General features: G+C 32.8%; 17 protein-coding genes. 14 read left to right on the top strand and 3 right to left on the bottom strand.

All coding sequences use genetic code 11. From position 1 onward, the window contains the following. Positions 1-167 precede the first annotated feature (167 nt). From ACUSJC_RS05590 to ACUSJC_RS05525, 14 genes are all read left to right on the top strand, one after another. Complete coding sequence (locus ACUSJC_RS05590) at positions 168-497, top strand: HesB/IscA family protein (RefSeq protein ID WP_449268571.1); 330 nt, start codon at positions 168-170, stop codon at positions 495-497. Positions 498-525: 28 nt separating this feature from the next. Further along, a complete protein-coding gene (locus ACUSJC_RS05585) occupies positions 526-915 on the top strand; it encodes a four helix bundle protein (protein ID WP_449268570.1) in 390 nt (129 codons plus the stop codon). A 51-nt stretch (positions 916-966) separates the two neighbouring features. Then, positions 967-2,415, top strand: coding sequence for a Fe-S cluster assembly protein SufB (gene sufB, locus ACUSJC_RS05580; protein ID WP_449268569.1), 1,449 nt, complete (start codon positions 967-969; stop codon positions 2,413-2,415). Between the two features lie 119 nt (positions 2,416-2,534). Continuing rightward, positions 2,535-3,284, top strand: coding sequence for a Fe-S cluster assembly ATPase SufC (gene sufC / locus ACUSJC_RS05575; RefSeq protein ID WP_449268568.1), 750 nt, complete (start codon positions 2,535-2,537; stop codon positions 3,282-3,284). A 62-nt stretch (positions 3,285-3,346) separates the two neighbouring features. Further along, positions 3,347-4,663, top strand: a complete 1,317-nt coding sequence (gene sufD / locus ACUSJC_RS05570; RefSeq protein WP_449268567.1) for a Fe-S cluster assembly protein SufD — start codon at positions 3,347-3,349, stop codon at positions 4,661-4,663. 102 nt (positions 4,664-4,765) lie between these two features. Continuing rightward, the gene (locus ACUSJC_RS05565; protein ID WP_449268566.1) at positions 4,766-5,977 is read left to right on the top strand and encodes a hypothetical protein; all 1,212 of its coding nucleotides are present in this window, start codon (positions 4,766-4,768) and stop codon (positions 5,975-5,977) included. Between the two features lie 52 nt (positions 5,978-6,029). Continuing rightward, a complete protein-coding gene (locus tag ACUSJC_RS05560) occupies positions 6,030-6,497 on the top strand; it encodes a hypothetical protein (RefSeq protein WP_449268565.1) in 468 nt (155 codons plus the stop codon). A gap of 52 nt (positions 6,498-6,549) precedes the next feature. Then, positions 6,550-7,764 carry an aminotransferase class V-fold PLP-dependent enzyme gene (locus ACUSJC_RS05555; protein ID WP_449268564.1) on the top strand — a complete coding sequence of 405 codons (1,215 nt, stop codon included), beginning with the start codon at positions 6,550-6,552 and terminating at the stop codon, positions 7,762-7,764. Positions 7,765-7,776: 12 nt separating this feature from the next. Further along, positions 7,777-8,259: a hypothetical protein gene (locus ACUSJC_RS05550; RefSeq protein WP_449268563.1), complete on the top strand. Its 483-nt coding sequence runs from the start codon at positions 7,777-7,779 to the stop codon at positions 8,257-8,259. Continuing rightward, a complete protein-coding gene (locus ACUSJC_RS05545; protein ID WP_449268562.1) occupies positions 8,256-8,675 on the top strand; it encodes a SufE family protein in 420 nt (139 codons plus the stop codon). Before ACUSJC_RS05550 ends, ACUSJC_RS05545 begins: the two co-directional genes overlap by 4 nt. 15 nt (positions 8,676-8,690) lie before the next feature. Continuing rightward, positions 8,691-10,025, top strand: a complete 1,335-nt coding sequence (locus ACUSJC_RS05540; protein WP_449268561.1) for an APC family permease — start codon at positions 8,691-8,693, stop codon at positions 10,023-10,025. A gap of 7 nt (positions 10,026-10,032) precedes the next feature. Beyond that, positions 10,033-10,356: an SUF system Fe-S cluster assembly protein gene (locus ACUSJC_RS05535; RefSeq protein WP_449268560.1), complete on the top strand. Its 324-nt coding sequence runs from the start codon at positions 10,033-10,035 to the stop codon at positions 10,354-10,356. Between the two features lie 75 nt (positions 10,357-10,431). Beyond that, on the top strand, positions 10,432-10,938 hold the full coding sequence (locus ACUSJC_RS05530) for a DUF2480 family protein (protein ID WP_449268559.1): 507 nt from the start codon (positions 10,432-10,434) through the stop codon (positions 10,936-10,938). A gap of 73 nt (positions 10,939-11,011) precedes the next feature. Continuing rightward, positions 11,012-11,854 carry a DUF3078 domain-containing protein gene (locus ACUSJC_RS05525; protein WP_449268558.1) on the top strand — a complete coding sequence of 281 codons (843 nt, stop codon included), beginning with the start codon at positions 11,012-11,014 and terminating at the stop codon, positions 11,852-11,854. A gap of 52 nt (positions 11,855-11,906) precedes the next feature. Here ACUSJC_RS05525 and hflX read toward each other — a convergent pair whose 3' ends face one another. The 3 genes from hflX to ACUSJC_RS05510 form a co-directional block, all read right to left on the bottom strand. Beyond that, on the bottom strand, positions 11,907-13,142 hold the full coding sequence (hflX, locus tag ACUSJC_RS05520; RefSeq protein ID WP_449268557.1) for a GTPase HflX: 1,236 nt from the start codon (positions 13,140-13,142) through the stop codon (positions 11,907-11,909). A 118-nt stretch (positions 13,143-13,260) separates the two neighbouring features. Further along, positions 13,261-14,649 carry a DUF5689 domain-containing protein gene (locus tag ACUSJC_RS05515; RefSeq protein WP_449268556.1) on the bottom strand — a complete coding sequence of 463 codons (1,389 nt, stop codon included), beginning with the start codon at positions 14,647-14,649 and terminating at the stop codon, positions 13,261-13,263. Positions 14,650-14,653: 4 nt separating this feature from the next. Next, positions 14,654-15,259 carry a choice-of-anchor J domain-containing protein gene (locus ACUSJC_RS05510; RefSeq protein WP_449268555.1) on the bottom strand — a complete coding sequence of 202 codons (606 nt, stop codon included), beginning with the start codon at positions 15,257-15,259 and terminating at the stop codon, positions 14,654-14,656. Positions 15,260-15,267 lie beyond the last annotated feature (8 nt).

Here is a 15,267-nt window from a genome sequence, read left to right as displayed (position 1 = left end):
AGCAAGCTGTTTTTTTAATGATTTGTTGGAAATAAGTCTTGAAAATGAGTTTTATGAATAATAGAAAAATCCTATCTATCCATAAGTTATAAAAATGTTAGAGGTTATGAAATGAGTGTTAAAAACCATATCTTTGCGGTTAATTTAGACAAAATCAAAATTAAGGTATGATAAAAGTGTCGGATTCTGCTAAAAAAAAGGCTGTCGAGTTGATGACTGAAGACGGTTTTGATGCTATCAATGACTTTATTCGAGTAGGAGTAAAGAGTGGTGGTTGTAGCGGTTTATCTTATGAATTAAAGTTTGATAACCATCAAAATGAAGAAGATAAGCTGTTTGAAGATAATGGAGTGAAGATTTTGGTTGACAAAAAGAGTTTTTTGTACCTAATAGGAACTACATTAGAATATTCAGGAGGGCTAAACGGAAAAGGATTCGTTTTTAACAACCCAAATGCAAACAGAACTTGCGGTTGTGGAGAGTCGTTTTCGTTATAAATAATCCAAAAGATCAAAAGCAATCAAAATGGCAAAATATAGTTCTTTTGAAGAAATGGAAGTTTATAAAAAAGCACTTCAATTTGGTGTGAAAGTTTATAAATTAACGTTGACAAATCAACAAATTGCTAAAGATTTTGGTTTAAAGGATCAGTTGCAAAGAGCAGCATTATCAATATCAAACAATATTGCTGGAGGATTTGAAAGGGAAACGAAAAAAGAGTTAATACGTTTTTTGTATATTTCTAAAGGTTCGGCAGGAGAATGTAGAAACATGTTCAATTTTCTTCAAATGTTTGAATATGTTAATGAAGAAAATTTTTATGAATATAGAAATGATGTTTTAGAAATTTCAAAACAGTTAGGTAATTATATTAAATATTTAAAGAATTTAGAAAAACAAAATAACAAGTCTTAGTGACTTTCTTTTTAGATTTTTTAGATTTTTTAGATTTTTTAAATAAAAAATATGAGTAAATACACAGAAGAACATTTAAAAGAAGAACTAGCTTCAAAAGAATATGAATACGGATTTTATACTGATATAGAATCCGATACATTTCCTGCGGGCTTAAATGAAGACATTGTTCGTGCCATTTCTAAAAAGAAAAACGAACCCGAATGGATGACGGAATGGCGTTTGGAAGCTTTTCGTGTTTGGAGCGAAATGATCGAGCCGGAATGGGCTAATGTCAAATATGAAAAACCCGATTTTCAAGCGGTTTCGTATTATTCTGCGCCAAAGAAAAAAGACAAATATGAAAGTTTAGACGAGGTAGATCCTGAGTTGTTGGAAACGTTCAAAAAACTAGGTATTTCTATTGATGAGCAAAAGAAATTGGCCGGTGTAGCGGTTGATATCGTAATGGATTCAGTTTCTGTAGCAACGACTTTTAAAAAGACATTGGCAGAAAAAGGAATTATTTTCTGTTCCATTTCTGAAGCGATTCAAAATCATCCGGAATTAGTGAAAAAATATTTAGGAACAGTAGTGCCTAAAACGGATAATTTCTATGCGGCTTTAAACTCGGCAGTTTTCTCAGACGGAAGTTTCTGTTACATTCCAAAAGGTGTTCGTTGTCCTATGGAATTATCAACGTATTTCCGCATCAATCAAGGAGGAACCGGTCAGTTTGAAAGAACTCTAGTAATTGCTGACGAAGAAAGTTATGTTTCCTATTTAGAAGGTTGTACTGCGCCAAGTCGTGATGAAAATCAGTTGCACGCTGCAGTTGTTGAGCTAATTGCTTTGGACAATGCCGAAATTAAATATTCTACAGTTCAAAACTGGTATCCCGGAAATAAAGAAGGAAAAGGTGGGGTTTATAATTTTGTGACCAAAAGAGGTTTGTGCGAGAAAAACGCGAAAATTTCTTGGACACAAGTAGAAACCGGTTCGGCAGTAACTTGGAAATATCCTTCATGTATTTTGAAAGGCGATAATTCTATTGGAGAGTTTTATTCAATTGCGGTTACCAATAACTTCCAACAAGCCGATACCGGAACGAAAATGATTCATTTGGGTAAAAATACCAGATCAACCATCATTTCAAAAGGTATTTCTGCCGGAAAATCACAAAACAGTTATAGAGGATTGGTACAAATTTCGTCAAGAGCTGAAAATGCACGTAACTTTTCACAATGTGACTCTTTGTTGATGGGTAATGAATGTGGCGCGCACACGTTTCCATACATAGAAAGTAAAAATTCTTCGGCACAAATTGAACACGAAGCAACGACTTCAAAAATTGGAGAAGACCAAGTGTTTTATTGTAACCAAAGAGGAATTCCTACGGAAAAAGCGATTGCATTAATCGTAAACGGTTTCAGTAGAGAAGTATTGAATAAGTTACCGATGGAATTTGCTGTGGAAGCTCAAAAACTATTAGAAATTTCATTAGAAGGATCGGTAGGTTAACAATTTTAGATAAATATAGACTTGTCATTTCGAGTGGATTCGAGAAATTTTATAAGATTCTGAAACAAGTTCAGAATGACAACAAGAAACAAAACAATTCATCAAATTAACAAATTACGATGTTAAGCATTAAAAATTTACACGCTTCGGTAGAAGATAAAGAAATATTAAAAGGAATTAATTTAGAAGTAAAAGCAGGTGAGATTCATGCTATTATGGGGCCAAACGGTGCCGGAAAATCGACGCTTTCTTCTATTATTGCCGGAAACGAAAATTACGAAGTAACAGAAGGTGAAATTATTTTGGAAGGTGAAAATATTGCTGAATTAGCGCCGGAAGAAAGAGCACATGCGGGTATTTTCCTTTCGTTCCAATATCCGGTTGAAATTCCGGGAGTTTCAGTAACCAATTTTATCAAAACGGCAATTAACGAAGGTCGCAAAGCAAAAGGTTTAGAAGAAATGCCTGCAAACGAAATGTTGAAGAAGATTCGTGAAAAATCAGAATTGTTAGAAATGGATAAAAAATTCCTTTCTCGTTCTTTAAATGAAGGATTCTCAGGTGGTGAAAAGAAACGTAACGAAATCTTCCAAATGGCAATGTTAGAGCCTAAAGTAGCTATTTTGGACGAAACCGATTCGGGTTTAGATATTGATGCATTACGTATTGTGGCAAATGGTGTAAATAAGTTAAAAAGTGCCGATAATGCAGTAGTTGTGATTACACATTACCAGCGTTTGTTAGATTATATCGTGCCCGATTTTGTTCACGTGTTAATGGACGGGAAAATTGTAAAATCAGGAACTAAAGAATTAGCGCTTGAATTAGAAGAAAGAGGATACGATTGGATTAAAGCAGAAATTCAGTAAGCAGTCGCAACGTTCAGTATTTATCTGTCAACTAGTAACTGCCAACTTTTAACTAAAGAAAAATGGATTTAAAAGAAAAATTACTTTCGTCATATTTTGCATTCGAAGAAAAATTCGATGATCATTCTTCGTTGCATGATATCCGAAATCAAGCCATAAAAAATTTCGAAACCAAAGGTTTTCCTTCTAAAAAAGAGGAAGCTTGGAAATATACTTCTTTGAATGCGGTATTGAAAAATGATTTTAGTGTTTTCCCAAAATCAGAATCGGCAATCGAATTCAAAGACGTAAAAAAATACTTTTTACACGATATCGACACCTATAAATTGGTGTTTATCGATGGAAAATTCAGTTCGTTTTTATCGCAAACCACACACGACGGAATCGACGTTTGTTTGTTGTCTTCGGTTTTAAACAAGCCAAAATACAAATTGATATTAGATACGTATTTTAACCAAGTGGCGAGCAAAGACGAAACCTTAACTACGTTAAATACGGCTTTTGCTCAAGAAGGCGCGTTTATCAATATTCCAAAAGGAAAAATTGCTGATAAACCTGTAGAAATTGTTCATTTTTCAACTGGAAGCGAAACCGCAATTATGTTACAACCGCGTAATTTAATTATTGTTGGTGAAAATGCACACGTGCAAATTATCGAACGTCATCAAAGCTTGAACGAAAATCCAGTGTTAACCAATAGTCTAACTGAAATTTTTGCACAAAAAAGAGCCATTTGCGATTACTACAAATTGCAAAACGATGTTCAAACGGCAAACTTGATTGATAATACTTATATTGCTCAAAAACAAGAAAGTAGAGTGGCGGTTCATACGTTTTCTTTTGGTGGAAACATCACACGCAACAACTTGAATTTCTATCATCAAGGCGAGCGTATCGATTCAACGTTGAAAGGAATCACGATCATAGGTGATAAACAACACGTAGATCATTATACTTTAGTGCATCATGCGCAGCCTAATTGTGAAAGTCACCAAAATTACAAAGGAATTTTTGGCGATAACGCAACAGGTGTTTTCAATGGAAAAATCTATGTGGAAAAAGAAGCTCAAAAAACCGATGCTTTCCAGCAAAACAATAACATTTTAGTGAGTGATAAAGCTACGATCAATGCAAAACCACAATTAGAAATTTTTGCAGATGATGTAAAATGTTCACATGGATGTACTATTGGTCAGTTAGATGAAAGCGCCATGTTTTATATGCAACAACGTGGAATTCCGAAGAAAGAAGCCCGAGCTTTATTGATGTATGCTTTCTCTAATGAAGTAATTGAAAGCATTAAAATACCGGAATTGAAGCATAGAATTACTAAAATTATAGCCAATAAATTGGGCGTTAATTTAGGATTTGATTTGTAGAGAATAAGATCAGATATATTTAAAAACCGCTTTTAAGCGGTTTTTTTTATTTTTATTTCCAACCTTTTAGTTGAGAATTCTCTCTTTATAAAAAATTGTATTATGAAATTGTATTTGAAATTTATCTTTTGTTTTGTTTTTATTTCGGGTTATGCTCAAGCAGATTCTATTCCGGCAAAGGAAATTAAAATATTTAATACTAATTATAAAGAGTTTGAAGTTGTAGGGAATTTAATTTATGCAGTTACTAAAGGAGATAGTTTAATTAAAATCGATTTTAGAGCTGAAAAATCAAGATTCATTACGGATAAAACATTTTCAATTTGCAAACGAAAAAATGAAGTGTTAGGTCTTAATGAAGATAAACAAGTGTTTTTAGTAGATGAGTTTGAAATAGTTAAAGTTGTTGATTATGAATTATTTAAAAGGATTGAAAAAAAGATTTTTTTTACGCCATATAGAATTATTTCTTATAAAGATGCGTATATCATAATGTCTAAATCAGGAATAATTTATAAAAATAAATTGTTTAGAATACCTAATAAACTTTCTAATTTCTCTGTCGATAAAAAAAGAGGTTTTGACGAACCGAATTTAATGTTTCTTGATAACTATGATATATTATGGATTTGTTTTGATAATGGAGAATTTGGCGTTGATATAGTTTTCTTTGATTTAAAAAGTCTGAAGTATAGTGAATATAAATACATTTATCAATCAAAACCTTATCTCAATGAAAATTCGATAGGCTATAGGGAGAAAATGAAGAAAAAATACCCAAATAAAGTAAAATTAAAGAATGGTAAAATTTTATTCAAATTTCCATATAATTTGCCAATTTATAACCCTATAAAAGGAATCACTCAAAATAAAAATGGCAAAATACTATTAGCTCAAAGTTTAATGCACATGGGGTTAAACGGAAGTTTGCATTTTATTGAAATAGAGAATAAATATGTCAAAATATTCTTTTTAAAAGATTTAATTCAATATTATGAGCCTTTCTACGAAGACGCTATTTTCTTTAATAGTACCGAAGAGTATTTAGGAGGATGTGCCTTCAATGTATTTAATGATTCCTTTTATTTTTATACAAATAATGGTTTTTGGAGAATTCTAAAAAATGAAAATAATTACACAAAAGAGTTCCTTTTCAAACCATGGATTAATTGGACTGCAGGTTTGCCAAATGCACTTGGTTACCAAATGAATGTGTCAAAATTCGAATTTATTTCAGAAAATGAAATGGTATTTCTCACTACTAGCAATGGAATAGGATATTTTAATGGGAAAGAAGTAGTTTATTTCAGATAATAGATTTTTAAAATTTGGTGAGGACTATCTTCTATATTAATGCATTTTAACAATGAATATTTTTTTTAGTTTTTTAATTAGTTTAACCGTTATTTCTGCCTGTTGTCAAGAAAAACCTTGTCAAAGGAAAAAGGAAAATACGGAATGGATTCATCATTTGAAAAGTAAAACTACTATTGAGGAGCAGCTATTTTTAATTAAACGAAAGATTTATTCAGATACTCTTTTTTGTGATGAACCTCATAGGGTAATTCTTTTAGACAGGAGAAATGAAGATGATATGATCTGTAAAACGATCATTGTAATTGAACACAATGGGAAATATTTTCATTTGGATTTACAGAAAAGGTCTTATTTATATGATTTGATAAGGAAAATTAATAAAAGGAAGGTTGTTGGTGTCGAAATTTTAGATTCTTATAAAAGTGCAGTTTATTTTGGTGAAATGGGATCTTGTGGGGTAGTAGTAGTAAAAGCAACTAAGAAGTTTGGGCGAAGAATAGAAAAGAAATATAAGTGATTTTAACCTTTATTTATTCTTATTATAAACAATCAAGTTGTAAATTTGCAACATGATTGATATTCAAAAAATAAGAGCCGATTTCCCAATTCTTAACCAACAAGTAAACGGAAAGCCTTTAGTATATTTCGATAACGGAGCAACAGCGCAAAAACCTCAGGTTGTTATTGATGCTATAGAAAAGTATTACACTGAAATTAACGCCAATATTCACCGTGGTGTACATACGTTGAGTCAATTGGCAACTGATGCTTACGAAATATCTCGTAACACCATTCAAAAGCACATTAATGCCAAGCATAATCACGAAATTATATTTACTGCCGGAACCACTTTCGGAATCAATTTAGTAGCCAATGGATTTGCAGCTTTATTAAATGAAGGCGATGAAGTGATGGTTTCACATTTAGAACACCACAGTAACATTGTACCTTGGCAGTTTTTATGCGAAAGAACCGGAGCAAAATTGATTGTCATTCCAATGAACGAAAAAGGAGAGTTGGTGATGACTGAATTTGACCGATTGCTTTCTGAGAAAACAAAAATCGTGACGGTTAATCATATTTCGAATGCCTTGGGAACTATAAATCCTATCGAAGAAATTATTGAAAAAGCGCATAAAGTTGGAGCAGCCGTTTTGATTGATGGCGCTCAGGCAACACCACATTTAAAACCTGATGTTCAAGCGTTAGATTGTGATTTTTATGCGTTTTCAGGACATAAAGTTTGTGGACCAACAGGCGTTGGGGTTTTATACGGAAAAGAAGAATGGCTTCGCAAATTGCCGCCGTATCAAGGTGGTGGCGAAATGATTGCTGAGGTTACTTTCGAAAAAACAACTTATGCCGATTTACCGCATAAATTTGAAGCTGGTACGCCCAATATAGCCGGAGGAATTGTCTTAGGAACTGCAATTGATTATTTGAACGAAATTGGTTTCGATAACATTGCGGTTTATGAGCAAGAATTATTGGATTACGCTACCGAAAAATTGCTTCAAATTGAAGGATTACGCATTTATGGAACGGGCGAACATAAAGCTTCTGTGATTTCATTTAACATCGAAGGAATTCATCCTTATGATATTGGCACGATTGTAGATAAGTTAGGAGTAGCAGTACGAACCGGACATCATTGTGCACAACCGATTATGCAATATTTCAACATTCCTGGTACTATTAGAGCTAGTTTTGCATTCTATAATACCAAAGAAGAAATTGATATCTTTGTAGAAGCGGTTAAAAAAGCACAAACCATGTTGTCATAAAAACAAAAAACTATGAAAACACTAGTTTCATTTATTTTAGGATTATTGATGTTAACCAGTTGCAATTCGCAAAAAGCGGTTGCTGAAAAAGAAAGTGTAACAACAAAAGAGATGACAAAACAAAAAAAACTACCTGTTTTAGAATACGAGGCATTGTCAAGAGGTTATTATAGGAAAATAACTATTGAAAATCAACAAGTAACAGTCATATCAGCTAGAAATGTTAAACCTGTGATATTTTCTATTTCAGATGAAGACTGGAAAGAATTAATCAATTTATATACTACAGTAGATAAGGAAGGTTTAGCTGATTTGGAATCACCAACGCAAAAGAGATTTTATGATGGTGCTCCTATTGCTAACTTTAGAGTAATTGAAGGTGATACAATTTATGAATCAGGAGCTTTTGATGGCGGTATTCCTCCACAAGCTATTGAGAAAATAGTAAATAAAATTATTGAAATTGCCGATAAAAATTTAAAAAGTACCAAATGACCATTCAAGAAATACAGGAAGAAATCGTTGATGAGTTTTCAATGTTCGACGATTGGATGCAGCGCTACGAATACATTATAGAGTTGGGAAAATCACTTCCTTTAATTGACGAACAATACAAAACCGAAGATAATATTATTAAAGGATGTCAGTCTAAAGTTTGGGTTCACGCTGAAGAACAAGATGGCAAAATCCTTTTTACGGCAGATAGTGATGCTATTTTAACCAAAGGGATCATTGCTATTTTGATCCGTACTTTTTCAAATCATTCGCCGCAAGAAATTTTAGAGGCAAATACTGATTTTGTGGATGAAATCGGATTAAAAGAACACTTGTCTCCAACTAGAGCTAATGGATTAGTTTCTATGATTAAACAAATCAAAATGTACGCTTTGGCATTTCAAGCTAAACAGTAACTGTATTTTTTATAGATGTCTGTTATTAGAAAAAGGAATAAAGAGTTAGGCTTGTTAGAGCTTATAGCTATCGCATTGGGGGGCATGGTTGGAGGAGGAATTTTTACCGTTTTAGGAATTTCGGTATCTATGATAGGAAATTTGACTCCTATAGCCTTAATCATAGGTGGGTTTATTGCTTTATTAGCAGCTTATTCTTATGTTAAATTAGGACTGTTTTATAAAGATGAAGGAGCAACCTACTCTTTTTTTAAAAGAACATATCCTCAGTCTCATTTTTTGGCATCAATGATAGGCTGGTTTATCATTTTTGGTTACATCAGCACATTGGCTTTGTATGCTTTTACGTTTTCATCGTATGTATTAAGCGCTTTTGCATTAGGGGATGAGGTTTGGTTAAGAAAAACAGTAGCAATCCTAATTTTATTTGTATTTGCTTTAATAAATAGTTGGAGCGTAAATGGAATGGGAAAGATTGAAGATGTTATGGTGTATACGAAGCTGGCTATTCTAACCATAATTTCTTTTGTTTTGATTCAATTTGGAGAAGTAGATTTTGCTGGTTTTCTGCAGAATATGGTTGTTGATTATCAACACTCAACACTATTTTCAATTCTCATTGTAGCTTCATTAACTTTTGTTTCTTATGAAGGATTTCAGTTGGTTATTAATGGAGTGAATGAAATGAGTAATCCTGATAAAAATATTCCAAGAGCGATTTACACGGCTATTTTTTTAGCAATTTTGATTTATTTAATAATAGCTGTTGGAGCATTGTTTTCTATTACTCCCGCCAAGATTGTTAAGAATAAAGAGTATGCATTGGCAATTGGAGCGCAAAATGCTATTGGGAAAATAGGTTCTAATTTAGTAGTTCTTGGAGCTGTTTTGGCAACAAGTAGTGCTATTAGCGGTACCGTTTTTGGATCTTCAAGACAAGTTGCTGTCATCGCTTCGGATGGTTATTTTCCATCAATTTTATCAAAACGAAAAGAAAGTATTCCTAAGTATGCCATTATTACTATGGTTCTGGCAGCTTCAATACTTATCTTGATAGGAGGGCTTGAACTAATTTTAGAATTTGGAAGTATTACTTTTTTATTAGTGTCACTGTTAATGGCAGTTGCTAATTTTAAGATTAGAAAACAAACTAATGCATCTGATTGGGCAACAATTGCAGCAATAGTCGGTTTGGCTTGTGGAGGTTGTTTCATTTTATATTATGAATTGACGCATGATTGGAAACAAATGGCATGTATCATTTTATTATATTTGATATTAGGAATAGGAGCGTGGTTATTTGCAGAAAAAAATAGAAAAAGAATAAAATTAATAAAGAAAGAGAACTAATAAAACTATGGAAGAATTTAACGATACCATTAACTTGGGCGAAAACGTGGTGAACGTTTTAAAAACTATTTACGATCCGGAAATTCCGGTTGATATTTATGAGTTAGGATTGGTTTACGATGTGATGATTAATGAAGATAAAGACGTAAAAATTTTAATGACATTAACTTCTCCTAATTGTCCGGTTGCAGAAACTTTACCACAAGAAGTAGAAGAAAAGATTAAATCTATTGATGCAGTGAAATCTTGTGAAGTAGAGATTACTTTCGATCCGCCTTGGAGCAAAGATTTAATGAGCGAAGAAGCAAGATTACAATTAGGAATGCTTTAAAATAGTAAGCAGTCGCAGTAGTCAGTTTTTTTAAACTTCTTACTAAAAACTGTGACTGAAAGCCGTGATTGAAATATGGATGAAATTGTAAATAAAGTAGCTGAAAGCTCGTTAGAAGTTTTCGACTTAGAAGATTATTTTCCGGACGACCACGTGGTGGAATTAGACATTGCGCAATGGTTATACGAAGGTTTTTTGTTAAAAGAAAAAGATTTTCGAGAGCAATTAAAAAACTTTAACTGGACAATTTATGAAGATAAATATGTGGGAATAACATGTTCTACAGATGCTGTTTTACCGGCGTGGACTTTTGCTTTAGTAGCGGTGTATTTGGAACCTATAGCTTTAAAAATCGTGCATGGAGATAAAGAGCAAATTATTAAAGAATGGTATCAGGATATTTTGTCAAAAACCGATTATACTCCTTATAAGGATAAACCAATTATTTTAAAAGGTTGTTCTAAAAAACCAGTTCCTCAAAGCATTTATACATTAGCCATTCAAAAACTGATGCCACATGCTAGAAGTATCATGTTTGGAGAAGCGTGTTCTGCGGTACCACTTTACAAAAAACCTAAATAGATGTAGGTTAAAACTTGTTTTTTCTTGAATTAATTAGAAACCTTATCTTTGCCCAAATTATTAATATTAGGATATGAAAAAACTAGTGTGGATTTTTTGTTTGGTTACTTTAGGAATGAGTGCTCAACAAACGGAAACAGATTCAGTAAAACATTGGACGAGAAAGGGAGTTTTTACGCTTTTGGCAAATCAATCATCTTTTAATAACTGGTTAGCTGGTGGACAAAATAACTTTGCCGGGAATGCTAACATAAATTATGACTTCAATTATAAAGATGATAATTGGAGTTGGGACAATAAGCTGATTATGGCTTATGGTTTAACCAAAATTAAAGGAGAAGATACCAAAAAAACAGATGATAGAATTGAATTTACCTCTTTACTGGGAAGAAAAGCTTCAGGAAATTGGTATTACTCTGCTTTTTTAAATTTTAAAACGCAAATGGATTCTGGTTTTGATCCGGATGACCAAACCTATAAAATTTCACATTTCTTTTCACCGGCGTATTTCCAATTTGGTCCTGGTATGTTGTGGAAAAAGAGTGATAACTTAAAAGTAAATATTGCTCCGGCAACATCTAAACTTATAATTGTTCATGACCATTTTACTGAATTCGGATCTTCATTTGGTGTGGAACAAGGAAAAACTACCAGATACGAATTAGGAGCTGCTTTAAACGGATATTATAAATTCACTATTATGGAGAATGTATCTGTTGAAAATATCTTGAATTTATATTCGAATTACTTAGAAGATCCGCAAAATGTAGATTTGGATTACCAATTGAATATTGTGATGAAAATCAATAAATATTTATCAACTAATTTTGCTTTCCAAACGATTTATGATGATAATGCATTTAGAGGCTTTCAAACGCGTCAAGTTATAGGTGTGGGATTCAATGCTAATTTTTAATTTAAAAATAGCTTAAAAACAAAAAAAACCTCAATTTTGAGGTTTTTTTGTTTTATTCTTGCTCGGATTCTGTAGCTTCGTTGTATTCCGGATATAAAAAGTTGTTGTACGGGAAACGAGTAATGTGAATTTCACGAACTGCTTCATACACTTTATGACGGAATTCTTCAAAATTAAGCTTATCGGTTGCCGAAATAAACAAAGCATTGTTTTCTCCCATTTTGTGCATCCAGGTTTGTTTCCATTCGTCTAACGTAAAATGTTTAGAAGTTTTTTCAACAGATAAATCATTCTCGTCGAAATGTACAGGTTTATAGGCATCAATTTTATTGAAAACCATAATTGTCGGTTTGTCGTTGCTTTGGATTTCTTTCAAAATATCATTTACCGAAGCAATATGATCTTCAAAATCGGGATGAGAAATATCAACAACATGTAGCAGTAAATCGGCTTCGCGAACTTCATCCAGCGTACTTTTGAAAGACTCGACTAATTGCGTAGGCAATTTTCGAATGAAACCAACGGTATCACTCAACAAAAAAGGAAGATTCTTAATCACCACTTTTCGAACCGTAGTATCTAGAGTAGCAAAGAGTTTGTTTTCTACAAAAACTTCACTTTTTCCAATGGCATTCATCAAGGTTGATTTGCCAACATTAGTATATCCAACTAGAGCCACACGAACCAGAGCACCGCGATTGCTTCTTTGAACAGCCATTTGTTTGTCGATCGTTTTTATTTTTTCTTTTAATAAAGCAATTCTATCACGAACAATACGACGGTCAGTTTCAATTTCTGTTTCTCCGGGACCACGCATACCAATACCACCTCGCTGACGTTCTAAGTGCGTCCACATACCGGTTAATCGCGGTAATAAATATTGGTATTGTGCCAATTCTACTTGGGTTCGTGCATAAGAAGTTTGGGCTCTTTGCGCAAAAATATCCAAGATCAAATTGGTTCGGTCTAAAACTTTACATTCGTCTCCTAATTCGCGATTGATATTTTTTTGTTGTGAAGGCGATAATTCGTCGTCAAAAATAATGGTAGAAACCTCATTGTCTTTAATAAAATATTTGATTTCGTCTAACTTTCCTGATCCCACAAAAGTTTTAGGATTGGGTTTATCCATTTTTTGATAAAAACGTTTGATGACTTCACCGCCAGCTGTGAAAGTTAAAAACTCTAATTCATCAAGATATTCATTAAGCTTATCTTCATCTTGAGTTTGAGTAACAATACCTACAACAACCGTTTTTTCAAATACGTGATTTTCTTTTTCTAACATAGTCTTTTCTTAATAGTACAAAAGTACAATTATTTACAATAAAAAAGACCCCGAAATTTCGAGGTCTTTTTTATTGTAAAATTTGTGAGCCTCTTTTAGAGACGACTCAAGAAGCATATTAATTTATACTAATATTATCAATTTGCATAGTTGTAGTTACTCCTGAAGGAGAGTTTCCAGTATATTCAAAAATGAAATAACCATTTCCTGTTACACTAGAAGGAATATTATATACACCACTATTTACAAAAGTACCATATCCAGAAGTGTTTCCAGAAGAAATAGTAAAGTTAGAGGTGATGTCAACTAAAGTAGCATCAGTAATTTGACCGCCAGCAACATAGTCTAAAGAATAATAAACTTTTAATGCAGAACCGTTGTTATAACCGTCATTTGATCTAAAAGAAAAAGTATTGGCAGATGTCATATCAACTGGAACTATAAACAACGTTCTATTAGCTTCGTTTGAACCAAAAGATGTTGCTTGGATATATTTATTTCCACTGAATGATCTTACTTGCCAATATCTACCTCCCACAGCTGCATCATTAATATATGGAGGGAAATTTGTGTCATAAGCTGCATATGATTCAAAGTTTTCTAATAGAGAACTATTATAAGTCAAAGAGCTTCCAACAATTGGAGGGTAAAGATCAATTTCAAAACGATCTTCGTTTAGCTGAATATCATTTAAAGTTCTTATCATAAATTGATAACCACTACCATATTTTGTTAGTACTCCTCTTATTTTTCCACTACCTGAAGGGACAATTTCAGTTAGGAATGATGCATACTGACTAATTCTTAGAGGGATTTCGTTACCGTAAATGTCTACTATTGTATGATTAGTTCCTGATCCAGTTGTATTTTCTGGATCAAAATAAGTAGATCCTACTGAATTATCTTTGAATTGAACATTGTCAAATTCAATAAGTTTATGCATATATGAATCATCAATGTCTCCAATTGAAATATGCTTAACAATTGCATCTTCATCAACTTTATCACAGCTTCTTAAAATTACATTTTCGTATTTGACAGATGAAATTCTACCAATTTCATTTCCATAAGTTGGATCAACATAAAGTTCTCCAATTTCGTAAGAACCAGTAAATGAAGTGAAGGAATAATACATGTCTTTTAAGTGAATGAAAACCTTTCTTCCTGGTTCAAATTTTGTATATGTATTATAAGCATTTACCGGAATTGAAAAACCTATGCTGCTATTATCAGTTTCACCAATCACATTGGTTGATACCAATGAAATGGTTTTGTAGAAATTTCCTCCTTCGTCACTTGAAGTAACATAAGCTTCTATAACATCGTCGGTTTGCCACAAGGTAGGAGTGTTTGTAGTTGCGGCCGCAGTTACATCAGAAACTTGTTTTGTCGGTGTTTCACTAATACACTCTGATGCTAAATCAGGTGTGCCATAATCGTCACCATTTACACAACTCATTAAAGTAGCGAAAATGGCTGTTGTTAAAATTAGGTTTATTTTTTTCATAGCCTTATTTGTTTTCATAAACATTAAGATTGTCAATTTCATACGTAGTAGTTATACCACTAGTAGTTCCTCCTTGGTAGCGTAAAGCGATATGTATATCCCCGCTGTAAGAAGAGATGTCGATTGGATCTGTTAATGAAAAACTACTTGAATAACCACTAGTAGTATAGATAGGTAGATTAACATTCATGTCAGTCCAAGTCGCATTATTAATAGCTTCTGCTGTGTTGCTTCCGTCATAATCTGTAGAAACCCAAACAGAAACGGCTTGACCATTATAGTAGCCTGTAAGGTATTTGAAAGAAAAAGCTTCGTTTTCTGTGCTATCTAAATTTATTGCAGGACTAATTAGCCATGCATCCATCTCAGCCTCACCAGATCCATAAGCAGAAAGTTGAACAAAAGTTTCACCACCATAAGATGAAATATACCATAAATTACCACCATTTATTGATACGTTACTCCAATTGTCAAGGTTCGATGCATCATTGAAGTTTTCACTATAAAAAGGGACTTTCATCGTTGGTAATGCAGTATCATCATCTTTTACACAACTAACCAAAGAAAGAATTAAAGCAGTTGTAAATATTGTTTTAACTATTTTTTTCATAGAGCAAT

Source organism: Flavobacterium sp. U410 (genome assembly GCF_053570605.1).
This window is presented reverse-complemented; position numbering and strand designations above follow the sequence as displayed.